The organism is Vallitalea pronyensis (assembly GCF_018141445.1).
Taxonomy (GTDB): domain Bacteria; phylum Bacillota; class Clostridia; order Lachnospirales; family Vallitaleaceae; genus Vallitalea; species Vallitalea pronyensis.
The window spans coordinates 2,321,369-2,346,734 of sequence record NZ_CP058649.1 but is presented as its reverse complement, the minus strand read 5'-3'; the positions used below and the strand labels follow the sequence as shown (position 1 = coordinate 2,346,734).

26 protein-coding genes are annotated in these 25,366 nt (G+C 36.4%); 1 reads left to right on the top strand and 25 read right to left on the bottom strand.

Translation table 11 applies throughout. From position 1 onward, the window contains the following. Positions 1–2: 2 nt before the first annotated feature. From HZI73_RS09635 to HZI73_RS09515, 25 genes are all read right to left on the bottom strand, one after another. Entirely contained in the window at positions 3–1,007 is a 1,005-nt protein-coding gene (locus HZI73_RS09635; protein WP_212698035.1) for an ABC transporter ATP-binding protein, read from the bottom strand. A 24-nt stretch (positions 1,008–1,031) separates the two neighbouring features. After that, complete coding sequence (locus tag HZI73_RS09630; RefSeq protein WP_212698034.1) at positions 1,032–2,045, bottom strand: Gfo/Idh/MocA family protein; 1,014 nt, start codon at positions 2,043–2,045, stop codon at positions 1,032–1,034. Positions 2,046–2,101: 56 nt separating this feature from the next. Continuing rightward, on the bottom strand, positions 2,102–3,274 hold the full coding sequence (locus HZI73_RS09625; protein WP_212698033.1) for a radical SAM protein: 1,173 nt from the start codon (positions 3,272–3,274) through the stop codon (positions 2,102–2,104). Further along, positions 3,243–4,349, bottom strand: coding sequence for a UDP-glucuronosyltransferase (locus tag HZI73_RS09620; RefSeq protein WP_212698032.1), 1,107 nt, complete (start codon positions 4,347–4,349; stop codon positions 3,243–3,245). Before HZI73_RS09620 ends, HZI73_RS09625 begins: the two co-directional genes overlap by 32 nt. An 88-nt stretch (positions 4,350–4,437) precedes the next feature. After that, on the bottom strand, positions 4,438–5,757 hold the full coding sequence (locus HZI73_RS09615) for a hypothetical protein (RefSeq protein WP_212698031.1): 1,320 nt from the start codon (positions 5,755–5,757) through the stop codon (positions 4,438–4,440). A 28-nt stretch (positions 5,758–5,785) separates the two neighbouring features. Further along, on the bottom strand, positions 5,786–6,022 hold the full coding sequence (locus HZI73_RS09610; RefSeq protein WP_212698030.1) for an acyl carrier protein: 237 nt from the start codon (positions 6,020–6,022) through the stop codon (positions 5,786–5,788). A 60-nt stretch (positions 6,023–6,082) separates the two neighbouring features. Further along, entirely contained in the window at positions 6,083–7,117 is a 1,035-nt protein-coding gene (locus tag HZI73_RS09605; RefSeq protein WP_212698029.1) for a hypothetical protein, read from the bottom strand. A 39-nt stretch (positions 7,118–7,156) separates the two neighbouring features. Further along, positions 7,157–7,942, bottom strand: coding sequence for a class I SAM-dependent methyltransferase (locus HZI73_RS09600; RefSeq protein ID WP_212698028.1), 786 nt, complete (start codon positions 7,940–7,942; stop codon positions 7,157–7,159). A 149-nt stretch (positions 7,943–8,091) separates the two neighbouring features. Beyond that, a complete protein-coding gene (locus HZI73_RS09595; protein WP_212698027.1) occupies positions 8,092–9,171 on the bottom strand; it encodes a hypothetical protein in 1,080 nt (359 codons plus the stop codon). Positions 9,172–9,198: 27 nt separating this feature from the next. Beyond that, on the bottom strand, positions 9,199–9,441 hold the full coding sequence (locus HZI73_RS09590; protein ID WP_212698026.1) for an acyl carrier protein: 243 nt from the start codon (positions 9,439–9,441) through the stop codon (positions 9,199–9,201). A gap of 256 nt (positions 9,442–9,697) precedes the next feature. Further along, positions 9,698–10,723: a hypothetical protein gene (locus HZI73_RS09585; RefSeq protein ID WP_212698025.1), complete on the bottom strand. Its 1,026-nt coding sequence runs from the start codon at positions 10,721–10,723 to the stop codon at positions 9,698–9,700. Between the two features lie 47 nt (positions 10,724–10,770). Then, on the bottom strand, positions 10,771–11,805 hold the full coding sequence (locus tag HZI73_RS09580) for a uroporphyrinogen decarboxylase family protein (protein WP_212698024.1): 1,035 nt from the start codon (positions 11,803–11,805) through the stop codon (positions 10,771–10,773). Positions 11,806–11,943: 138 nt separating this feature from the next. Further along, positions 11,944–12,381: a PTS sugar transporter subunit IIA gene (locus HZI73_RS09575; protein ID WP_212698023.1), complete on the bottom strand. Its 438-nt coding sequence runs from the start codon at positions 12,379–12,381 to the stop codon at positions 11,944–11,946. Positions 12,382–12,398: 17 nt separating this feature from the next. Beyond that, on the bottom strand, positions 12,399–12,701 hold the full coding sequence (locus tag HZI73_RS09570; RefSeq protein ID WP_212698022.1) for a PTS sugar transporter subunit IIB: 303 nt from the start codon (positions 12,699–12,701) through the stop codon (positions 12,399–12,401). A gap of 66 nt (positions 12,702–12,767) precedes the next feature. Then, complete coding sequence (locus HZI73_RS09565; RefSeq protein WP_212698021.1) at positions 12,768–14,069, bottom strand: PTS ascorbate transporter subunit IIC; 1,302 nt, start codon at positions 14,067–14,069, stop codon at positions 12,768–12,770. Between the two features lie 143 nt (positions 14,070–14,212). Then, positions 14,213–15,274: an L-ascorbate 6-phosphate lactonase gene (gene ulaG, locus HZI73_RS09560; protein WP_212698020.1), complete on the bottom strand. Its 1,062-nt coding sequence runs from the start codon at positions 15,272–15,274 to the stop codon at positions 14,213–14,215. A 4-nt stretch (positions 15,275–15,278) separates the two neighbouring features. Then, positions 15,279–17,009, bottom strand: a complete 1,731-nt coding sequence (gene ptsP / locus HZI73_RS09555; protein WP_212698019.1) for a phosphoenolpyruvate--protein phosphotransferase — start codon at positions 17,007–17,009, stop codon at positions 15,279–15,281. Between the two features lie 9 nt (positions 17,010–17,018). Then, complete coding sequence (locus tag HZI73_RS09550; RefSeq protein ID WP_246552438.1) at positions 17,019–17,282, bottom strand: HPr family phosphocarrier protein; 264 nt, start codon at positions 17,280–17,282, stop codon at positions 17,019–17,021. Positions 17,283–17,293: 11 nt separating this feature from the next. Beyond that, complete coding sequence (gene araD / locus HZI73_RS09545; RefSeq protein WP_212698018.1) at positions 17,294–17,983, bottom strand: L-ribulose-5-phosphate 4-epimerase; 690 nt, start codon at positions 17,981–17,983, stop codon at positions 17,294–17,296. Between the two features lie 21 nt (positions 17,984–18,004). Then, positions 18,005–18,856 carry an L-ribulose-5-phosphate 3-epimerase gene (locus HZI73_RS09540; protein ID WP_212698017.1) on the bottom strand — a complete coding sequence of 284 codons (852 nt, stop codon included), beginning with the start codon at positions 18,854–18,856 and terminating at the stop codon, positions 18,005–18,007. Between the two features lie 275 nt (positions 18,857–19,131). Further along, positions 19,132–20,091 (bottom strand): sugar-binding transcriptional regulator, encoded by a 960-nt coding sequence (locus tag HZI73_RS09535; RefSeq protein WP_212698016.1) that lies wholly within the window; start codon positions 20,089–20,091, stop codon positions 19,132–19,134. A gap of 103 nt (positions 20,092–20,194) precedes the next feature. After that, positions 20,195–20,722, bottom strand: a complete 528-nt coding sequence (locus tag HZI73_RS09530; RefSeq protein ID WP_212698015.1) for an immunoglobulin-like domain-containing protein — start codon at positions 20,720–20,722, stop codon at positions 20,195–20,197. A gap of 251 nt (positions 20,723–20,973) precedes the next feature. Beyond that, positions 20,974–21,906 carry a helix-turn-helix transcriptional regulator gene (locus HZI73_RS09525; RefSeq protein WP_212698014.1) on the bottom strand — a complete coding sequence of 311 codons (933 nt, stop codon included), beginning with the start codon at positions 21,904–21,906 and terminating at the stop codon, positions 20,974–20,976. 53 nt (positions 21,907–21,959) lie between these two features. Next, on the bottom strand, positions 21,960–22,454 hold the full coding sequence (locus tag HZI73_RS09520) for a flavodoxin domain-containing protein (RefSeq protein WP_212698013.1): 495 nt from the start codon (positions 22,452–22,454) through the stop codon (positions 21,960–21,962). Further along, positions 22,451–22,813, bottom strand: a complete 363-nt coding sequence (locus tag HZI73_RS09515) for an FMN-binding protein (protein ID WP_212698012.1) — start codon at positions 22,811–22,813, stop codon at positions 22,451–22,453. The genes HZI73_RS09520 and HZI73_RS09515 overlap by 4 nt, the downstream gene beginning before the upstream one ends. A 433-nt stretch (positions 22,814–23,246) precedes the next feature. Between HZI73_RS09515 and HZI73_RS09510 the strand changes: the two genes are divergently transcribed. Continuing rightward, positions 23,247–25,307, top strand: a complete 2,061-nt coding sequence (locus HZI73_RS09510) for a TerD family protein (RefSeq protein ID WP_246552436.1) — start codon at positions 23,247–23,249, stop codon at positions 25,305–25,307. Positions 25,308–25,366: the final 59 nt, after the last annotated feature.

The window sequence follows — 25,366 nt, the reverse complement described above, 5'->3', positions numbered from 1 at the left end:
GATCATACACCTTCTTTTCCTTTTTCTAATGTATCGCCATGGTGATAGAGCAAACGAATGCCCTCTTCAATGGGAATATCCTCCATGTTAAAATCAATGACAGGTAAACGGTCCAGTATGGACTTGGAATGGGCTTTCATATGCTCTTTATCAACCTCTATGATCACCTTATAGCCGTCATATTCCTTTATATCACCGTACTGCTCTAATGATGCTCTATCGACGCTCTCTGACAACAGCAGCTTAATCATTTTTTTACTGCCGAATACATCATTCACTGTCGAAAGCTGGCCATCAAATGTAATGTTGCCTTGGTTAATGATAATCGCTCGTTTACACAGGTCTTCTATATCATTCATATAATGACTGGTGAGTATGATTGTCGTCTTATACGCCTCATTATAGCGTTTAAGAAATTCCCTGATTTTCTTTTGTGAGATGATATCCAGCCCAATGGTAGGTTCATCTAGGAATAGAATCTTGGGCTTGTGAATCAGGGCAGCCATAATCTCCATTTTCATTCTCTCACCCAGTGAAAGTCTTCTCACTTGTACTTTCAGTTTGTCTTGCACATCCATAAGATCAGCTAACTCATTGATGATTTCTTTATAGTCTTTATCATTGATTTCATAGATACACTTATTCAGATATAAGGATTCATTTGCAGGTAAATCCCACCACAGCTGGTTTTTCTGTCCCATGATAATGGAAAAATTTTTCTTAAACGCTTTTTTGCGTTCCCAGGGTATGTATGCTCCAATGGTTGCTGAACCACTCGTTGGGTATAGAATGCCTGAAAGCATCTTTAAGGTTGTTGTCTTGCCTGCACCATTAGGCCCCAAAAAGCCGACGATTTCACCTTCATCTATCTGAAATGATATATTTTTTACAGCTTCTTTTACTAACCTTTCCCGCTTGAACATATTACGAATGGAACCCTTTAGTCCCGTCTCTTTTTTGTAGTAGCTAAAGGATCTTGATAAATTGTCTACCTTGATTAAAGCCATGTTGTTCCTCCAATAAAAAAGATATTACATCTTCTTAGCTTCTTTTTTGTCCATATTGTTTTTCTTAGCATCCATGTATATGTTTTCCATGATCCTTATCCTATCAGCCGATTGGCTAAGGGGTATATTCGGCATGGTTCCATCCAGCACATGGGAAAAGAAATCCAACTGATTAACATAGTAATTTTGGGGTTCAAAGCTTACCTTCTCTTTTATCCCCGTTTCCAGTGCTTCTATATCAATGTTTATCTTAAAATTGCCCATACTTGCTCTAAAAAAATTACTAATTCTTACAGTGGCTTTATCGAATACAAGCCAGTGAGTGGCTTCATAAGGCATTTCAAATGAAGTTGTAAAATCCACGTGGATACCACCTTCATAGGCCATAGAAGCTTGAAAAGTCCAATCACATCCATCAGGTCCACTAAAATCAGAATAGCCAGTGTACGTCGTAGGCTGAAGACCTAAGATGAACTGAATAAATTGTATCCAATAAGGACCTTCATCCCAAAAAGCGCCTCCTCCTAGTGCTTTCTTACATCTGTAGTTGTCCGATGAAGCATCTTGCTGAAAGCTTATCTGTGTTTTTACGGTTCTAAGGGCACCATACGTATTGTTTTGTATCATTTGTTTGATGTATGCCTGCCAAGGATGGTGTTGCACCATAATCCCTTCAAGGAGGTACACGTTATGTTGCATACATGCATCTTGTATGTTGCTCATGTCTTCCATGCTTAAGCAAATGGGCTTTTCAACGACTATATGCTTTCCAGCTTTAGCAGCACGAATAGCTAACGCCCCATGAGAATCGTTTGTTGTGGCAATATAGATGCAATCAACCTTGTCATCTTCAATAAGTTGTTCATAGCTGCCATAGTAATTTTTGACCCCATATTTTTCTGCATATGCCTGAGCTCTTCCCAAATCACGAGAGGCAACGGCATACACCTCAAAACCTTCTACCCATTTTATTGCCTTGAAAAGCGATGCATCACCTACTTTTGAGCACCCTAACACACCTATTTTTTTCTTAACCACAAGAAATCCCCCTTTCTCGGTCCTGTGTCGTCATTGGTATCTGGTTTACCCTGCATCTATATACCGTTCAGGTACAATAAAATACATTTTGAACAAACAGGCATTAAACCACTGCTTAATATGGCCCTGACCTTTTTAAATTTCTCTCCATTCCAAACCTCATCAACGTCCATTGTCTTTAAATTCCCTACATTAAATTCCGAAAAAAGCTTACAAGCGCTGACGCTTCCATCGGCTAATACATCCATCCTGTTTGTAATTGCTAAACACTTTTTCTTATGTTGTGCTGTAGCAGTTGTTCCTAAAATATAGTCTTTGACTTGGGTAATTTCCAATGCAGGCTGGTACCTAATCCTTATTTTCCAAGTCCTTTCATTGATCTTACGCATTTCTTCTTCCAAATAGGTCACCAAATCAGGATTAATCCGAAACTTAAACGAATGCCAGCTTTTTTTCTGCTGACTATTTTCTCCTACAAGCCAACTAAATTTTTCTTCAACAAATTGATCCATTGCCAAGGAGACTTCCTTAGGTAAATACCACGGAAAGCAGAAGTAAACCGTATCCACACCTAAATCCTCAAAATAAACCATGAAGTCATAGAGCTTTCCAATCATTGCATCGCTAATGGTGCAATGAACGGACTGTTTACCTTTAAAGATACCTTTCTTTTGAAGGCTCAAAACCTTATCCATGCCTGCCATCACTTTTTTATAGGATCCTGTACCCCGTATGGCATCATTTTCTGCTTCAAAACCTTCGATGCTTGTTAAGATAGCTAGGTTTTCAGATATCCTAAGCAGTGAATCCATTTTTTCCTCAACCATGATACCATTGGTACATAATACACTCCATCGAGGGTCCTGTTCCAACAAGCGGGTAAGCCGATCCCACTCTCTGTAATACATGGGTTCCCCACCCCAAAGGAAAAGGTCGGCCTTCGTTTCACAGGTTTGCTTAAGTATTTTTTCAACAATGTCAAAATCAAGCTCATGGTCCAGTTGTTTTTTTGTTAAGTCATGATTAAACCCCTCTTGATTCCATTCAAAACAGTGCTTACAACGTAGATTACAACGGTTAGTAAGCTGTATACCCACTTCTTTGGGTATTTTGACTGCATAGTTTGGGTCCAATTGTGATAACCGATTACTTTCAGCCATATTCTGCACGGTTTTTTTTAGTCTTTCAAAACTCGCTTTATCCATTTTCATTTCTGTTTTTGGTTGCATAAGCCCTCCCATAATCCAATAATGATCCTCTTATACCCATCAAATTATCATGTAACCCTTCAAGCATATCCATTGAGAAATTTGAACGTTCCCACTCTTCGTAACGGATGCCAAATCCCATGTGTTCCCATAACAGCATGTTTTTATGTTCATACGCACCAAAAGAATCCAGCATAATAATCGGTGTTGCGGATGCCAATGAATCCAGAAGTGTGGCACCTCCAGGTTTACTAATAATTGCTTTATCATAGCGGATAATATCAAATAGTTCGTGGTACGCTTCTCGGTTATTATAAGTTGCTTCTCCTGTCTCTAATACCTGACCAAAGTAGGGAAATTCATGTTCACCTGCATCATTTTTCATCCAAGGTGACCAATCTGGTGAAACCATAAAGTACCTGTTTTGCTCTTTCTTATTTTCTGCTTCACACATGTCATAAATCACAATATCTAAGGGTATTTTTTCCTTTTCAAGCTGGGGAATCTTGGACTGATAGGTACCCATACCCCACCCGCCTCCATGAATGACAAAGCAATTATGTCTTTGCTCATAAGGGACAGGGACCTTATCCGTTATGGCTATTTCACAGTGGACACACTTCTCTTCCCATGAAAAAAGCCATATGTTGTTGTATTTACTGCATATGTTCTTATAATTTTTCCAAGAAGCAGAATAATCTGCGTCCATGTGGCAGAGGTCAATGCAACTGTCTGTATAACCTGTTTTATGTAAATAATCTTCTATAATGGGCAGCCAAAACCCAGAAAAAATAATAAAGTCTTTCCTCTTTTCTCTTTCCCACTGTTCAAAAAGGGATTGAACAATGTCCTCGTCCAGACTAGGACGAATATCTCTTGCCATTTTCTGACCTTTTAGGGCAACAGCAAAGCTGTTGTGAAATGCCTTTTTATTGTCGTTTATCTTGTCCTTTTTTTCCTTCATAATAAGATTTTCTAGAACAACAACATCCGTTAATACCTTTTCTTTTCTTAATGTATGATTCAAAAGCATTGCAGGAATATACACACCCAATGCAACGCCAGAACAAAGAATGGTTGTCATTTTATTCGACATATATTCACCTCCAAATAGATGCAATCATGGATAATAAACTACCTTGTAACCTTTTATTGACGTGTTTCGTGACACATCACTAAATGATTTAATCATAAATCTTAAACCCTAATGACAGAAAAAAATCCTTGTTTTTAGCAATAAGCTCATTTTTCTCACCATGGCTTTTCCCAACGGCAGAGAAATAAAATCGTCCTTTATACATGTCTTTCTCTGTTTTTTTCTTGGATAGATAGCTGTTAATAAAAAGTGTATTGGATGATAGCGGTATAATGCCCTCTTCTTTACCAGGTGTGAATAAGAGGTTATGCTTATCCATTTGCTCAATCAACGTATTACAATTGATCCCATTGGCGTAACCCATATTCATGAACGTCAGATTTCCCGTTAGTGCATAAGTAGCTAAATACCTATCCATGTAATGATTAATTAAACCCATGGATTGACGTGCATTAATTTCTATAATGGGTATGATGTCCCCATTTTTTAAAATCATGGAGTCAATACATACATTGCCAAAATACCCGTCACCATGCAATTGTTTAGCAATTTTTTGGATATCGTCAAAATAATGATTAGCGTCCAAAAAAGCGCAAAAGTCTTCATCTGCTGAATAGGAACCATAAAAACTAAAGGCGTTATTATGGAGCTTTTGAACACTTAAGATGGTGTAATTGCCTTCTTTTTCAATGTATAGCTGACATGAAAAATCCACGTCTTTATCTAAAAATGGTTCCATAACAAATAAGACTTGTTTGCCTTGTTTCTCTTGCTTCTCCATATAAGATACAATTCTATTAAAGATACGTTTTGAACTAATTAGCAAGTTGCCTTTACCAGATACCCCATAGGGGTCTTTAATCAGAAAAGAGCCTGTGGTTAAATAATCATTACCTTTCGTCATGAATTCTTTGCTATTTGTGACAACACTACCTTTATGCTGTAAACCTAATATACGGTTTACTTCATAGGAATACACCTTGGAATTTACCTTTTTCACACATGCCAATGGTGGAAGACTGGTTGTCCAACCATATTTTTCACATAATTCTTTGGTATATGGCAATACGGAATAAGGGGATATGGTTTCCACCGTGGACAGCAACGATGGATGATATGGTTCATCCATCAGTAAATGTTCAAAAATACTTTTTTCCTCTTTTGAATCATGACCATGATCTATAATGTTATTGTCGTTGTTGGTTATGTGAAATCCTAACATGCTTATATAATCTTTCAAGGCATCATCCATCTTATAAGCAGTCACCAACACATCACCATGATGGGTCATGGGAAACAACAACTCATCCATTGCCACAATGATGTTATGCCATGCCTTATTTTCAATGGAAGGTAAAGTTGCATAATGCTCCTCTTTCCAATAGCGTTCTGCATTGAACGATCCCATGTGCACACATTTCGCCATCTTATCAACCCTATGCACACTTATCAATAAAGCAGCACAATTTGTCAATAGAATCTAAGTGGGAATAATCAAATGCTTCAAAATCAATCTCAATGCAGAACTCATCTTCTAGTTTTAAAATAAAATTAATCATTTGTAAGGAATCTAAACCCACATCGTTGACAATATCCGAACTTGCGGATAAACTGCTTAACAAATCATCGTTATTTTTTACTTCCGATAATATTTGAATCACTTTTTTATGCATAGATAAACCTCTCCTTATCCTTTTATATTTGAAAGGGGCTACTGAGACAACCCCATTTCTTTAACATGGATTATTCTTATAAAACGTCTCTATAAATTCAAATAATGCCTGATCGTTTGACACTATTTTATTCTTTAGATCCACCATGGTTTCGGGGCTTAATGTTCTTTTTCGATAGGTATTAATATGTAAGGTGGAAATGATGTTGTTTCTGACATGCATAAACTCGCTAAATAGCTGACTGAAAGCTGCGTATGTATGGGTATTTTCTTCGTTTGGAGGCAATGCCTTTTCAAAACATTCATAGAAAGCCATCAAAGCATTTTTAAAATCCCTTTGGAGCCATACAATAAATGCATGACACTGGACTGTAGCAACGTTTTGATTAAAGCGATCAATGATCTTAAGGAAATTGCAGCTTTTATATAGGAAATGACCCATAAAATCACTAACTAAATCCTGATAACTGGCTATCTGAGGCTGGTCTATTTTGTCAATGACCAATAACTTGTTATTGAAAAAGCCATGCATCTTCTTAAACTGTTGATTTGATTTTTCCCAGATATCCCATAGCATGTCTTCTGTGAGCTGCAGCCTGCATAAGGGGTCACCTCTTTGATTTTCTTGTATCACATCCAACACATGGGATTTGTCTCTGATGACGACGACGGACTTTTCCTCGTCATACTCACTGACAATGACAGCACTTGCCTCATCTGGCTCATCCATATAGGCGGATATGTTATAGAATAAACTGCCATAGGTGACTGGCATGATCACAGGATTATGTTGGTCAATACTTCTTTTTATTTGCGAACGTAATTGCGTAGCATCCTGAATGACATGGACTCGAAGTCTTAAACCCAGTTTGATTAAGATGTCATTGGTTTGCTTCATCCACTGGTCAAAATCAAAGTGACACTCATTCATATAATCATTGGACCAATTGTTAAAAACACTTCGATAACATAAGAAATAAAAGTAATTGTCATAATGATAATAGCCTGTTGCACCGGCAATGGGTATGTCAATGCAACTAAAGTTCTCAGAGCTGAATCCGTCCAAATAATTATCCATAGCCAAAGCTTTTAACAAAAAACACACCTCTTTTTTTATTCTAGTCTTTTTACTTGCCTAAGATATTTTTTTAATGACCACAACTGCGTCTGTATGCCTGTATTGTCTGTTATAGTTCAAAACAGATGGGTTACGTTTGTAATTGACCGAAGAAATCACCAGGTTGTCTGGTAGATACTTTTCAATGGATCGAACAAGAGAATGTTTGTTATAGACACATATGGTGCCATCGAAATACGTATTAGAAAAAACCGCTTGTTCAGAAGTATCATCCAATTTGACTGGATCATAAATAATGATTTCTCCATGGTGATTTAATAAGCGTTCGCATTCGTGAATGGCTCTTTTTGGTTTATGAATGTGGTGAAAACACCTTGAAAAAACAATTTTATCGAAATGTGCATCCTCCATAGGGACATTGTAGATGCTGGCTTGCAGAAAACTTTGGAACCTCTTTTTTTTAAGACCATATTGTAATGATTTCATATTTAAATCAAGATTAACCCATTCCTTTATCTGGGTATTTTTCTTGTATTTCTTACAATACTTATTGAATAGTCCCGTTCCACAACCAACTTGCAGCACGCTCCCAGATAGTGGAGGTATGGTGTCAAATGTTCGTATGCCTATTGGAAAGTGCCAAAGAAAAGCATTGATTTCGTATAAGAATGGATAGTGGTCCACTAATCGAATAATGATGCTCTCATAAAAATAATGTTTCTTTTTTATGTGACGGTTGTAATCCCATTTATTCAAACAGATCAGTGGAAAAAGAAAGATATAAAAGACGATACTTGCTGCTTTTGCTAAATAAATGTTAAGGCTGTTATGTTTCTCATACATTGTTTCTAACCCCCTTTTTATGGTAAATGCTGTTGTTAACAAACGAAATAATCATGAATAGGATGGTTATCTGGCACCCATTATGGGATGCATGTACAACATAATTAATTAGAAATTTCAGTCTTTTTAATGTTTTTCAATGTTATGGATTATATTAACCCTTGTCTTGCATGATATGTTAAATCTTTAACTTGGGTTAATAGGTGATGATCTAATTCTTCTGCTCTTTTAAAGTGGTCATTAGCCTGTTCCAAGTATTTATCCTGTAAGGTTAGACTGTACTTTACATAAAGAGTCCGCCCATTTTGAATAAGATGACATAGGTCCTTAAGTTCATTGGGAAGATCATTACCCATACGTATGTATTGGTGCTGTTCAAGATAATTTAGTCGAAAGAGTAAGCCATTCTTACATTCTAACAACTTGTACATACTATAACAAATATTCACATCTTCTTTTAATAAGTTTTTGTTTTCTTCTTTTAAAACACGTGTTAAGTCACTGTAGTAGCCTTCATAAACAGAAATACCAATTCTTTGAAAAGGCGTATAACCAAAGGACGGTGCATTAACTTCTTGATAGATGCCACCGTTTAATGACCGCCTAACTGCATAATTAATCCTCTCCAGCTTAGGCTCTCTTACAATGGTTGGTTTTTTTAGATACATCATGGAAGCAGGACCATCAATGGTCATGTGCAAATCATATTGCATGGGGTCACCTTTAGCAAATTCGATGTAGGAAGTAAAAGCTCTATCCAATGCATCGAATGAAATTTTTTCAACTGTTGACAGAGGATCATTCCCGACTAGCATGTCAAGGTAGTAGAATTCTTTGCGCTGGTCATCATATCCGTAAATGAGGGCTTCATGACCAACATGCTGTTTCTCATAATAGAGATTATTGGTAATATGAAACAGATCCCAATGGATCACACCATAGCCGTTCTGATTGATGGTTTCTATCAATTGATCGACAATATTCTTTGAGTCCGTTACCCTCTTAAACTCTAGAACTTCATCATAAAGATAATAATACTCTACGCCCCAATCTGCTAGTGACATATCGTAGTAACCTGTATGGAAAAAAGTATTCAGTCTTAATGTAATGAATTTTTCCACAAACCACGGCAGGAAACTGTCATCGGATAATATAGCGGCTAGTCTTAGGGTTGTCCAGCATTCATTCACACGTTCATTGGTTCGATTCAAAGGTAATATTTTTTCCATGGCCACACTCCATTCATGATGATACATTCACTGGTTAAATATCTCTTCTACATAGGATGTTAAATCATCCAGTGATTTAAAATGACTGACTTCCAAAAAATCATGGTCGAATTCAATGCCAAGCTTGGTTTCAATTAAAACCATAAATTCAATAAAATGATAAGAATCAATACCATGTTCTTTAAAGGTCATATTGGATTGTATATCCTTCAAAGGCACCTGATAATGTTCAACCAATATGTCTTGAATAACCTCATTTACATGACTCACCTTAAAACCCCTTTGTATTAATGGATTAGTGTGTTGCTGTACTAATTAAACAAATTAACTACGCCAATATTAGCATATTTTGGAATAATTGTAAACCTTTTATCATTTTTTTACAGTATTTCTAATGTTTATCCACATTATTTGACAGTTAACAATCTTCAGCCAACAAAAATTGCAAACATATAAAAACCTTATTATCCATATAGAAAATGATAAGACTATGGTGTAACGTAAGCCTTATCATTTATGTCGTCTTTTATGACTTGGTGAGTGTATAAACCGCCATTTCACCAACTTGTCGATTGGCTGCTAAAATAACATCTTGTTCCCCCATGTTCACCACTGCAATGTTACTGGGACCTCCTGTGTTATCAATAAGCGTTCCTTTAATTTTACCAGATGCATCCATTTTGAAGCACATAAGCTCCATAGCACCTTTTCTTCCTCCAATGATAAAAGCTGGTTCACCAAGGATCTGACCTCCCCAGATCACATGACCAAATTCAAAGGGGTATTCAAAGATCGGTTTTAGCATGCCGTCAATCTTTTTATAAATGATACCTTTATCACCGTGAAACGCTTCGATAGTGGCTAATTCCGGCTCACCATCACCATCAATATCACATACTGCTACATCACTGACTTCATGGCTTAGAAGCTGCTCTACCTGCCAATCCATATGACCTTTTTCCGGTACATAGATGGCAAATACACCTTCACTGCCAGTGACCATTATGGTTTTTTTATTGTTCCAGTATGTATGACAAAAACCATGATTCTTTGTAATACCTTCTAGAACAGGCTTTAGGTCAAAGGGTTGTGTTAGGTCTTCCGATAATCGACCCACATACACTTTACCGGGTTTCGTCCAGTCATCTTTGAACGTTTTTCCTTCACATAGTGAAGCACCGATGAAATAGTGTTCCCCACTTATATCTAGAATATCAAAACGATGTAAATACGGAATGGTCATAATAGGTGTTATGTTCCAAGTATCATTGTCTTGAAGTTTTGCATGTACAATTCTGGATTCTTTTGCATCAAATGTTGGAAAGAATTGTTGGGTTGCAATGAACTCACCTTCATGTCCAGGCACTGGAATAATATTCATGGTCCCACCTGGTAAATCCCAAACGGTTTCAGGCTCAAACTGTTCATTAAATCTTAGGCATGGTCCTTGACCTTCTGTTGCTATAAAATAGTTATATGCCGAATCTATTTTCATGATGGATGTTGCATAGACTCTTTCTAATTGACCTAATATATTTTTTTTAATCTTCATATATGCCTCCATTATTGGTCTTTACTTCATTTCTGGGCACCAACCATTTAGCTGGTTTTAATGGATAATCTACCATGTTTCTGAAAATTCTCTAGGGCACATTCCAATGACTCCTTTGTTGCGCCAATGGCATCTAAATACCGATATTCCACAGCAATTAACCCTCCCTTAGGCGTGGCCCAATATTTCATGAGATTCTTCACTTCATCTTCTATGGCTTTTTTATCACCTGTTGGTAGTGTGGCTTGTATATCCACTGCCGCTTCAAAGCATATTCTTCCAGCGAATTTCTCACCAATCTCCTTAATACCAAGCAATTGTGGTTGATGAATGTTTACAATATCAAACCCTAACTCAATAAAATCTTCCATAATATCATTGACTTTACCATCTGTATGGAATCTAATGTGCATCCCGCAAGATTTGATCACATCCATCAAACGTTTATAACGCGGCTTAAATATTTGTCGCCAAAGGGCTGGGGATATTAACAAGCTACTCTGTGTACCCCAATCGTCTGTTGTATCAAAACAGTTAATCTTACCTTTAGATAGGCGATGTGCTTCCTTAACAATACCAATTTGATAATCTATAATTTTATCTGCTAATGCCTCTACTTTTTCAGGCTCCGTGTAAATATCCATTAACAAATTTTCAAAACCTCTCATGAAATGCATTCTTTCAAATAAACATTGGGGGCTATTCAATTGTATATACTTGTCTTCTGCTTGACTTAATGCTTCTTCTAATCCGTCAAACCTTCCTTCTGCATAAGGGTCTGGGAATACTATTTCATCAAATTTGGACCAGTCAGATAAGGGATGACCCACGACCATACCCATATCACCACTTCCTGCATTTGCATCTTTATCCCATTGACATCCCCATTCATCCATAAAGTTCTTAAATGGTCGGGGCTTTTTATTCATCTGTATTTGGCCATGTTGCTCCTGGCGTAAGTGACGTGGTATTTGGGTATAGATACGGTATACGTCACTGACACCTAAGCTATTAAATCGTAATCCAATACGATCAGGATTATCAAATTCTATATTCCGTCGCATGATTTCATAACTATTCATATTTACCTCCATCCATTATGTGCGCTGCTTCTCAAAGTATGCTTAACGTGTCGTTAACAAAAAGATTAACCCACAAAAGTCTCAACCAATTCAACCTCTTGTGGGCTATACCTTTATATAATTTTATCTTAAATATCCTTATAACAATGCTAGAATCTTATCGGCTGTATCTGCTTCTTTTATTTTATTAATGTTTTCTTCTGATGATAACATAGTAACCACATCTTGCATCATCTCTAAATGCGTGACATTATCTGTCGCAGCTAAAGATATGACAATGTGTACAGGATCATTATCAGGATTGCCAAAATTCACTGGATTTTTTAATGTCATGATCGAAATACCATTTGCTTTTACACCGGCTTCTGGTCTTGCATGTGGCATGGCAACACCTGGACAGATTACATAGTATGGACCATGTTCTTTCGTATCTTCTATTATGGCATGGCCATATCCATCTTCAACAAAATCTGCAGCTTCTAATAATTGAATACCTTGATTAACAGCTTTCTCCCAATCGTCTACCTCTACCTGTACACGAATCAAATCATGCACTTTACATAAATCTTTTAACATGTCTGCCTCTTTTCCAGCTATTGCATTTCATTAGGAAAATGCTCCTTTACAGCTTCAACTAATTTTTCTGTAAGTAATGCTTCGTCCATTAAATTAACAAGTGTGATTAATGCAACGCCATCTGGACATTTAACCATCTTTCCCCACTCAGGTGTTGTTAGAATGATATCTGTGTTACCTATAAAACCTGCCGCTTCTCCTGCCGAACAAGATTCTACTGCAAGATCAATCCCTAATTTTTTGCAGATACCTTTCACCTTAATTTTAATAATTGTACTAGTTCCCATACCGTTTCCACATATGGCTAATAATCTAAGCATGCTGCCCACCCCATCTCTTTGTTTTGTTTTATTGTGACTTCACTTAATACTTGTTGTATGCACAACTTACACAGGTACTATACCAAATACACTTCCAATTAATTTAAATACGTAAATGATACCTAACCAAATAGTTGCCCAATCAAAACTGCCTTGCCATGCATTGACTCCCATGGCTGTTGCTGCTAGCCCACTGCCGATTACTTGAATAATACCAGAACAGAACGTAATCTTTAATGCCGCTTTCCAACCACCACGTTTATTAGCAAAGACACCTATGGTTGCATTATCAAAAAACATAGGAATAAATCCTGGTATAATTAAAATAGGTGATCCTACTGCAATTAAGCCTACTACCCCAATAATCATACCAACAGCTCCACCTACAAAACCTAATAAAACTGCTTTTGGCGCAAACCCAAATATAGCCGCACAGTCAACAGCTACTACAGCTCCAGGTAATATCTTCTCTGAAATACCTTGGAAAGAGGCCATAAGCTCAGATACAAACATACGTACACCTGTTAATAAAATATAAAGGGATACAGCCAACGTTAAACCTGTTTTTACAATATAAATAACCCAATGTGTACTTCCAGCCATACCTGTAACGGTTTCTTTACCAAGAGAGAACATCATAATACTTACAAAAAACAGTAATACAATGGTTGAAGCTACCACATTATCTTGGAAGATCGATAACCACTTTGGTAGTTTAACTTTTTCGATATCATCGTCTTTATTCCCTAGTTTAGGTGCTACTTTATAGGCAAGTAAACTTCCTAACATTTGTTGATGACCGATGGTAAAATCTGCACCACCACTTATTTCTTTTACTGGTTTTATTAATAGTGTAGACATAATTCCCCAATATAACGCAGTGATAATACTAGCAATTAATACCGTCATGATCATGGATGTGTTAAAAAATCGATAAACAATATAAGTCGCTATTGCCGTTTGTACCAGCATCACGTTACCGGTTAAAAATACAGCTCTAATTTTAGTATACTTTCTCAAAGCAACCAATATAATATTAACAATAAAAGCACCTAACATTGTATAGACAGTCCAAGTGACGAACTCACCCAGTTTACCATTGGTACTTACCATGGTACTATATGTATCGAGTAATACACCAGTCATACCAAATTTTTCACTTAATGGTGTTAAGAGGGCACCGAAAGTCTTAATAAGAGAACCTGCCCCTACACCTAGTACCAACACACCAACTGCTGTCTTAATGGAACCTGCAATTGCTTTTGATAAAGGTTCTTTTAGTGCAAGATAACCGATGAATGTAATTAACGCTAATAAAATATACGCTTGCCCCAATACCTGCTTAAATATAAAATCTAAGAATTCCATATATCTTCTCCTCCACGCTTTATTTCATTTCTTGTATTTTTTATCGTTTGTTATTGTGCAGATGTAACTTCCCCTTATTTTAACGTGCCCCTCATTTATAAAGTACAATATTTGGCCAAATATGTAACTTTTGTGTATCCTATTTATAGCAATGATTTAAATGGTAGATCCGGCTCCATTGCAAATGCATCATGGAAACCTCTATCGTGATGATATTCTATCTTATCTTTATCATTAGGATAGATAAATTTGCCTCCAACTTCCCAAATAAATGGCTTAAATGAATATTGTAAACGATGTTTTCTCATTTCCCATAAGGCTGTAATTTCTTTTGGATCTGCCATAAAGTTGGTCCAGATATCATGGTGGAATGGAATAATCACATCTGTGTTTAGCGATTCTGCCATACGTAAGATATCCGAAGAAGTCATTTTATCGGTCATCCCTCTTGGATTTTCCCCATATGATCCAAGCGCTACATCAATGCGATGGTCGTTACCATGTTTAGCATAATAATTCGAATAATGAGAATCCCCACTATGATAGAGGTGACCTCCTGGCGTCTTAAACAGATAGTTAACCGCTAAACGGTCCATATCTTGAGGCATTTTATCTTTTAGAACCACACCTTTTGGAGCTGTTACAAGTTCTGTTCGATCAAAAGAATCCAATACAACTATCTCTGTGTCTTTTATTTTAACCATATCTCCAGGTTTTACAACCTTACAACGTTCTTTTGGTACACCCCATTTTATCCAGAGATCTACACATGCTTCAGGACCTATAAAAGCAACGTCGTTTTTACAATGTTGCATGACAGCTGCTGCCACATGAATATCAATATGGTCCCCATGATCGTGAGTAGCTAATATGGCATCTACTTCTTTTATAGCAAAAGGATCAATGACACAAGGGGAATTACGGAGATTGGGTTGGAGTGCTTTACATCCAATCATACGTTGATGTTGATGTTGCTCCGTCATCAGTGGATTAGCTTTCGTACGCTTACCGCTTTTAACCCATAAGTCAACGCATAAGTTTGCATTACCTTCTGATTTTAGCCAAATACCCGTACAGCCTAACCACCACATGGCAAAGGTACCAGGTTTCACAACTTCTTGCTCAATTTCTTCATTTAACCATGTTCCCCATTCCGGAAATTGGCTAAGAATCCAAGACTCTCTTGTAATATCTTTTACATGCATTTTACTAACCTTCTTTCTTTATGTGCTTATCAATGTAGTCATCAAGATGATGTTCCAATTCATTGACATAGGCCATATCTAATAACTTATGAGCCATTTCTTTGGCACTACTATAGGTACATCGACGAATCATATCTTTGACTTTCATCATAGAGACAGCACTCATACTTAACTCATCAAGGCCTAAACCAAGTAATAATACTGCTGCTTTCTCATTTCCAGCAAATTCACCACACATCCCTGTCCATTTGCCTTCCTTATGGGATGCATCAATGACTTTTTTAATGAGTCTTAACACCCCAGGGTGAAAGGTACTATACAAGTAATTGATTTTTTCGTTTCCACGATCAACAGCCAGTGTGTATTGGGTTAAATCATTGGTACCAATGCTAAAAAAGTCAACTTCTTTAATGAGTAAATCTGCCATCATCGCGGCTCCTGGTGTTTCAATCATGATACCCACTTCTATGTTTTTATCAAAAGGAATGTGCTGGTCTATTAATTCAGCCTTAGCTTGCTCCAAGATTGTATTGGCTTGCTGAACCTGTTCCATATGTGTAATCATAGGATACATAATACGTATTTTACCATAATGGCTAGCCCTTAATATGGCTTTTAATTGAGTTTTGAATAATTCTTCCCTATCTAGGCACATACGTATAGCACGGTATCCCAAAAAGGGGTTCATCTCATGAGGTAATTTCAAATAATCGACACTTTTATCACCACCGATATCCAGTGTACGTATCACAACAGGTTTAGCACCCATTTTCTCTGCTACTATCTTATAAGCATCAAATTGCTCACTTTCTGTTGGGCATGCAACCTGGTCCATATATAAAAACTCTGTGCGATAAAGACCAATGGCTTGTGCACCATACCGTAAGACACTGTCCATATCTTTGGGCATACCGATATTTGCTGCTATTTCTATCGTTTTACCATCCAGTGTAATGGCTTCTTCATGAATTAATTCTTCTAATGCTTTTTTTTCTTCTTCCAATTGCTGTCTTTTTAATTGGTAGTTTCGAATATCTTCATCCGATGGATGAATGATAACGGTACCTTCTGTCCCATCTAGTATAACCATATCGCCATTTTCTACTTCATGTGTAATGACTTTTAAGCCTACCACAGCTGGTAATTCTAAGGTTCTTGCCATGATGGCTGTATGTGCTGTCTTACCGCCCATATCTGTTGCAAATCCAAGGACTTTTTCAAAATTCATGGAGGCAGTATCGGATGGTGTCAAATCATTGGCTATGACAATCACTTCTTCATCTAAATCTTGAAGATTCATTATTTCCACTTCTGCCAGATTATAGATAAGTCGTGAACAGACATCCACAACATCAACTGCTCTTTCCCTTAAATAAGCATCATCTAATGCTTCAAACATTTCTTTCACATCATTCATGGCATAGTTTGTCGCTGTTTCTGCTACATACAAATGATCTGTTATATAGCCCTTTATTTTGTGTTCAAGAATAGGGTCATCCATGAGCATCATATGTGTATCAAATATAGCCGCTTCCTGTTGACCTACTTTTTCTTTTGTTTCCTCATACAACTTTTCTAACTGTTTTTTTGTCTTTTTCTTCGCATGACATAAACGATCAAGTTCATAGTCAACATACTTCTGATCAATCTTCGTTGGTTTACAATCCAGTTCTATTTTTTCAAAAAGATATGCTTTACCAATGACAATTCCTGGAGATGCTGCAATTCCTATCATAATGTCCCCCTATTCTGTAAAGCTTTTGACAAGATTCACAAGGGTTTCTAGTGCTTGTTGTTCATCTTCTCCATCTGCAATAATATCAACCTGAGACCCTTGATTAAGACCAAGAGAAAGTAAACCTAATATACTCTTACCATTCATCTTCTTCGTATCTTTCTCCAAGAAAATATCACATGCAAAGTCTTTTGATACTTTTACAAAGGCATTAGCTGGTCTTGCATGCAAACCTGTTTTATTAACAATTGTTACGGTTTCTCTTACCATCATTAACACTCCTTTTATTTTTGTCCGTAATAAGCATGCTCTCCATGCTTTCTTAAAAAATGTTTATCTAGCAATGGATCATCTATTGGCTCAATACCTGGTGTTAGTTGATAAGCATAGTAAGCCATTTTTGCTACTTCTTCAAGTACAACGGCATTATGAACGGCTTCACTAGGAGATTTCCCCCAAGTAAAAGGTCCATGCTTCTTAACAATAACCCCTGGTAATCGCAGAGGATTCATATCAGAAAAGGTCTCAACAATGACATTGCCCGTTTCCTCTTCATATGCTCCACCAATTTCTTCTGGTGTTAAACCACGGGTTACAGGTATATGTCCATAGAAATAATCCGCATGTGTTGTACCAAGAGCTGGAATACTTCTTCCTGCTTGTGCCCATATTGTTGCCCAACTGGAATGTGTATGTACAATACCGCCTATTTCTAAAAATTTCTTATACAGTACTAAATGTGTAGGGGTGTCTGACGAGGGATTCAAATGACCTTCTACAAGATTACCATCTAAGTCAATCACCACAAGATCATCCATGGACATGTGCTCATATGCTACGCCACTTGGTTTGATAACAACCAATCCTTTTTCTCGATCAATACCACTGACATTCCCCCATGTATAAGTGACTAAACCCTTTCTAGGCAACTCGAGATTAGCTTCCAAGACTTCTTTTTTCAGTATTTCTAACATATGTTTCCCTCTTTCTATTCATTATACAGTCATACCTGCTTGCTGCATTTTATCCATAATCCACTTTCTAGCATTGGTGATGATTGCCATAAAATCTTCCTTATCATCGTTCCACATCTCAATAAGTATCGGTCCTTTATAAGTCATCTGATTTAATTGCCTGAATCCTTCAATGAAATCAACACAACCTGTTCCAAAATCAACTCTCCTAAATTCACCAGGCATGGTGTCTTTGGCATGAATGGCAACAATATGCCCTTGCCCTGATGCTAAATCTGTAGATAAGGTGTTACCCCAAGCAGAAATATTACCCAAATCAGGGTATATCTGAAAATAAGGCGATTGAAATTTCCTAACATAATGCATAATTTTCTCCACAGAACCCATAAATTCATAATCCATAACTTCCATGGCTAACATCACATTAGCCTGGCTGGCCCACTGTATACTTTGTTCTAGACCATGTTCAAATCGTTCAATGGTATGATCATTACTTTTATCGTAATAGACATCATAGCCTGCAAGCTGAATCACCCGTATACCTAAATCGGATGCCAATATAATAGCTTTCCTCATTATATCCAATGCCCGCTGACGAATACGATCATCTTCACTTCCAAGAGGGTATCGACGATGCCCACTCAGACACATGGTTGGTATCCGAATACCCGTCTTACGTATTGCATCTACAACTTCTTTCCGCTCATGGACTGACCAGTCAAGCCGATATAGGCGTTCATCACTTTCATCGATAGACATCTCAACATAATCATACCCAGCTTTTTTTGCTGCTGATAACTTTTCTTCCCATGTATAATGTGAAGGAAGTGCCTTTTCATAGATGCCAATAAGATTTTTATTTAAATCCAACATGCTGCCAACCTCCATTATTCCCTTGACTATTGTGCCCAAACCTGCCATGTTTTTATTATAAAGCAAGTATATAACAGAAAGATTGAATTGGTCAATATGTACAGCAAAACTTAGACCATTGATTATTTTTTTGTTCTTATTGCACATATGTTCACCATGAACAAAGGTGTTTTTTTGTCCCACAGTGAATAGATGTGCAAAACAATGCTAAAATGAACAAATAAAAAAGCTACCCTCTTTTTAGAAAGCAGCCTACAATAACTCCATTGTCCTATTTATATGGACCCATATGCGTCCATTGTTATAATATTTAAGGCAGTCTTTTCATCGGTAATGAGAACGTTGATTAATTGTCCTCGTAACGCACCCAAAATAGACTTTATTTTAGATGGACCACCTGCTACACCAATCACGTACTCCTTGTGGATAATTTTATTAATATCCAGCCCAATTATACTTTTATGTATCTTAGTATCGATGATTTGTCCATTAAGATCATAATAATACCCACATATATGACCAATTGCACCCTTGGACCGCAAATTAAAAATCTCCTCTTGTTCTAGAAAGCCATTCCATAATAGACTTAAGTCATCTTGTGATAAAAAACCAAGCCCGGTTAAAATCATATCTGCTCGCTCTGATAAAGCCAAGGTCTCCGCAACAGCACCAGTTTTCATCAACACTTCCCGAGCATTCTCATCTTCAAGAAATAGAGGTGTAAATAAATAATAGTAAGTCCCACCATAAGCATTAGCAAATTGTCTCGCTATCTCCGTCCCCTCAATGCTTGGGTCATTACTCCTTGTTGAACCCACTAATTGTACCACCGTAATGGGTATTTTTCGACTAGGCGATATGGCATTGATAACACTTTTCATGGTCTTGCCCCTGGAAATACCAACAATGGTGTTAGGCTTTAACAAGGAATCCACGTATTCATTGGCCAGTGTACCTAAACCACTTAACATCTGATCAAACTGAATATTACAACCTAATAAAACCCTTACATCTTTTAGTCCAAACCGATCTTTCAGTTGTTCTTCCAGATACGTATTACGCTCATTGGGACCATGAATGATGATTTCTACAATCCCACACTCTCTTGCTTCCTGAATCAATCGGGATACTTTGGAACGTGAAATATAGAGTGCTTTGGCAATTTCTGATTGAGTCAGATTTTCGTCATAATACATGTTCGATACTTTTACCAGTAAGTTCGTTTTGTTTTCCATTATTGCCTCCAAGTCATCACGTTATATTCTTGTATGTTATATTACCATAGATAGTATCATGGGTCTAGTGCCCCTTATGCTTTTCTATGATCTAGTCAATCCTTCAGTCTTCGTCATGGGATGACTTTACAACTTGAAATTCAGTGCTGTAATAATCACCATTAACCCCTTTTATCAACCGGTATCGGCCCTGTTTAAGAGGACGGTATAAGGCATCTAACCAAATGCTTTGGCTCATTTCACTTTGGCCTTTAACGGTATAAGCCAGACTGTTAAATGCGATATCTTCTTTAAATGGTACGGTATACCACTGATCACGTATATATATCTCAATATGATACACCGTTCCAAAAACAGCTTCTTCAGAACCATTGTTTTTAATGGTATATACCATGTTATCTCCGATGTTATACGTATTTTGATTGAGGGATAGTTTAATATCATCCGATGGGTTAAGTATATGGTAGATGGCATGGTTATCTTCTATTTGATGTATATCTATATCGTCTTTGTAAAACTTATCAGATAGTTCCAATCTGTTGGAATACCCCATTTCAATGCTTATAAGGTGCCATACCAACCATCCTACACCAATGACCAATACAAGAAATAATAATCTTCTTAAGCGCATATCTTCACCTTCTCATTATAAAGATATCCTCATTATAGCGAATCTATCCATTCTTTGCAAAAAAATAGCCACCTGGTCATGGACTAGGCAGCAAAAAGATACATAAACCGTGTAATAATGCCTGACGTGTAAACACAAATAGTATTGAGGTTCATCTTTATGATAATACACAATCATTTACATCTATAAGACGTAAAAAAGACATAATAAGTTTCATAATTGAAGGTATCAGACCATGGAAATATCTGGTTTTATGAATGGTTTCTTGCATCTGCTTTATACTGTTCAAGCATCATCTGTAATCGGTTATGGATTTCATCTCTTAACCACCCAGGTTCTACTACCTCCACAGAATGCCCAAAGGAAAAGATATACCCAAATATCCACTCATCATAAGGATAACGAACAATGACTTCATAACGGCCATCAGGCAGTTGGGTCATGTTGTTTTCATACTCATCATACAAGCGATAAAGCATGGAAGGATGGAACCTTAATGTCATCTCGATAGGCTGTCGATGTATATCCGTAACGGCATCTTGATACCCTTCTAACACCTGATACTCTTGTCGGTCAAACGTCTCATGAAGACGTTTTACTTGTTTCATTCGGGTTATTTTAAAAATTCGATAAGCCTGTTTATCCACACATACCCCTTTTAAATACCAGGAAGAACTCTTATAAATCAGCTTCATAGGGGCAATTTTTCGGATTGATCGTTGATTCAATGTATTGACATAGTGAAATGATAAGTGCTGGCGTTCTAAAATAGCCTGTTTAATTAACTCAAAACGATTATCACGACTAGGGTTTGTCCCCCAACTGGTGAAATCTACTTCCACCCAATCATTTATAGGCAGCTTATCAAACACAGCTCCTAATTTATGAAAGACTGTGTCAATTTCTGGATACTGAACAGCTTGCAAGGTCCTAAGGGCTAACAGTATACTCTCTTTTTCTTTGGTGGATAAAAGAGTTCGGTTAATGGAAAAATTCTCTAAGAGACTAATCCCGCCCCCCTTACCTTTATTGGTATAGATGGGTATACCAGATAAAGTCAACTCATCAATATCCCTATAAATCGTCCTTGTGGATACACCAAAACGTTCCGCTAAATACCCTGCGGTTACTGTTCCTTTATTTAGTAGAATCATGGTTATTTCTAATAATCGATTAATCTTCATTCCGAATCACCATTATCAGTATACCATATATAACTTGACAATATAATGTCATATTATAACTGATTCATTTTTTCTGCAAATAAACGTACACGCTCTTTCTCTATGCCAAAGATTTTCTGCGGCTTATCCTTATTACTCTTAGATACCATTTTAATGATAAAACGATCAAAAAATTTGGCTTTCTCTGAATCAAATTTACCCCCAAGATAATCCTTCACTGTTGCGTGCTGATATAGTTCGTCATCGAAGTTACTGTGTAACTGTTTCTCTGCTGTCTCACCATCTGAAGCACAGGTTATGAATAAGCCGATTTTTTTATCCAAAATAATACCTTTGTTCTCTTGGCAGAACTTTTTCACATTTTTTCTTAACATACCTGCATAGATGGACCCACCAATAATAATCTTATCAAACCCACTGAGATTAGGCAGGTTATCTGTCTGCAAATTAATTTTTTTAATGTCTTCATCCTGAAGCTCACTGGCTAAAGCATCCACACATTGGGTTGTAAAACCATATTTTGTTCCATATACAATGAGTACACTCACTTTAACGCCTCCTCAATAGCTAATTTTATAACATTACTGCTCATGGTCGCTCCACTAACACCGTCTACCTGCAATGTTTGATGGGCCATAATATCATCCACAATGGCTTCTGCTTTTTTACCTAAACCATGGGTATGATTTTTAATGTCAATGTTTTCTATCTTGTGGTCTTTAACTGTCACAGCAACCGTAACCTTAACAAGATTCGTCTCACTGCTGCCTTCATATGTGCCATCTGCAACTTCCGATAAATTCATACTTGCCTGAACAGGCTCATACGTTGTTGACTTTACCTTAAGAAAAACACCTACCAACACAACACATACCACGATTATTCCAATAATAATTTTCTTTTTCATGATGTCCTCCTATGTTCTGCTATACGGGTAATTAGCTTGCTATTACCCCATTAATCTAGGGGTTACAACTAGGAATATACACTTGTTACATAAACGCTATTTATTTTATAAACAGCGTTCATTATTATTATACCTTCGCATTAATAAATTGTCAACACAGGATGAATTTTTTACATTTTTTAATATAAAATTAATGGTTTAATATTAATTTAAATATGTATTATTTAGTAAAATATGCTATACTACATAGGGGTTAAGCTCCCTTTATCATTGGTAGGCTATAACTTATCTTCCTTCTATTTCTTGGTGATTAGATAAGTTAATTACCTACATATAAGGCTATGGTATCCCTTCCTTCTAATTGAATTAGGGATACCAGTTTCCTTTACATTAGGGAGGGGTTAGATTAATGAACAATCACATTTACTTACGCATGAGAAGTAAAGTATTTGTAGAAGGTGGCACACATGAGTTACCTAATATATACATAGCTACACTATTGAAAAATATAGAAAATTTGGGATATACTTTAGCAAAAGATTTATTATGTGTCATAAAAACATTGACACCGACTGACTTTGAACAATTTTATTTTGAGCTGGTTGAAGCTCTCAAGAGTGCAATAGGAGCAAATGCTATCTATAAACCCATGTATCCTAATTTCCCTAAGCAGGTTATGGGTATGGATGAATACGAGCTCTATTCAAATGCCATCATGCATTATCTTTCCTTTGGTACATTGTTACCAGAATATGAAAAAGATGAACGATTCCCTTTGTTAGACTTGACAAAGTTAAAGGTTATTGCGTTAGGTAATGAACATGAATTTATGCACATATTTACTCATTTGGTTAACGCTAAAACATCTATATCTGAAATCGACAAAAAAACTTTAGAATGGTTTATAGCATATTATGGCAGGGATATCGTCGATTATTTACCAGATAAAATTACTTTAAAAGAAAATATTGCACTGGTTTCTAAATTATTGTTAGAGCATGAAATCTTTAGTCAGAAGCAATTATTCAAATACTTTAATACCTCTACAGATGTATTGAGATTAGCTGTGTGCCTATCAGATGGCGACATTAGCTTAGCAACTAATACAAGGTTTCGTAGTTTTAAGCGAGCTGAGCGAAGATTATTATTGGCATTACTTGAACAATGTAATCATATAGAAGAAGATATGATTACATACAAGGGACAATGGATAAGGCTAGGGGAAAGAATACACCCTGGTGAATACTATAAAAAATATCCAAATACATATAAAAGTTTTCAAATATTAAGAGATAATAAAAAGATTGAAACATTTAATTCAAAAGTAGAAAAGGCATTATTGTATAATAATAGTGAACATGCGGTCCACTTACTTAAAAGAAAGCCTGGCGAATTCGCTAGAAGACTAGACCATTTATTAAGAATAAGTCATACCGATTGTCATATGATTCTGTCTAAATTTAAAAATGTAGCCAATCAAGTATCAAGTACAGTGTTGTTACAAGTGATGGCACATTTTAAAAATAGAAATACCCATAGCGATATTAGAGTCTTTTTCCCTAAAGGGAATGTAGGAAAAGCTTATAGTATTCCTAATGAACTACCTGACATAGATCAAACAACATGTCAAGAAGTTGTAAAGATATGTGAAGGGGTTCTCATCAATAAGTATATGGAAAAAGATACTTTAGGTCATGTTTATATCGATAAGCGATTAAAAAATTATATCGTACCATTCTCTCAAAGGTCCGCAAATAAGTCTCTTAAAACAATCGTACGTGGTTCAAAGATTCATTTGCATGAAGCTGCAAAAACCATTAGGAGTTTTATTTATTGGAAAGAAGCAAAAGATAGCACAACAGATATTGATTTGTCAGCAGTCATGTATGATTCCAAGTGGCATTATATTGAACATATCTCATACACTCATTTAAAATCAGATACTTATAAAGCATGTCATAGTGGAGATATTGTGTCTGCACCTCATGGAGCAAGTGAATTTATTGATTTAGATATTGAATCTGTACGACAATATGGTGGACGTTATATTGTATTATCCGTAAATTCGTTTTCACAACATAAGCTAAGTGAATTACCAGAGTGTTTTATGGGATGGATGACAAGAGAATGCCCTAATTCTGGGGAAATATATGAACCAAAAACAGTTCAAAATAAAATAGATATTACGTCACAAACATTGATTAGTATTCCTATCATCATCGATGTTATTGATAACAAAATAATTTGGACAGATTTATCATTAACGCATCATCCATTTTGGTGTAATAACATTGAAGGTAATCAAAAAGGGATGATACTAATAGGGAAGGCTATGACAAATTTTGCAAAACCATCATTATATGATTTGTTTATGCTTCACGCCATGGCTAGAGGTAAACTATGTTACAATATAGATGAAGCAGACACTATTTTTTCTATTGATAGAGGAGTTACGCCTTTTGATAATGACATCATTATTTCTGAATATTTATAGCATGTATTCATAAGTAAAATATATCCTTCTAGATTGGTAATGGAATCAATCTAGAAGGA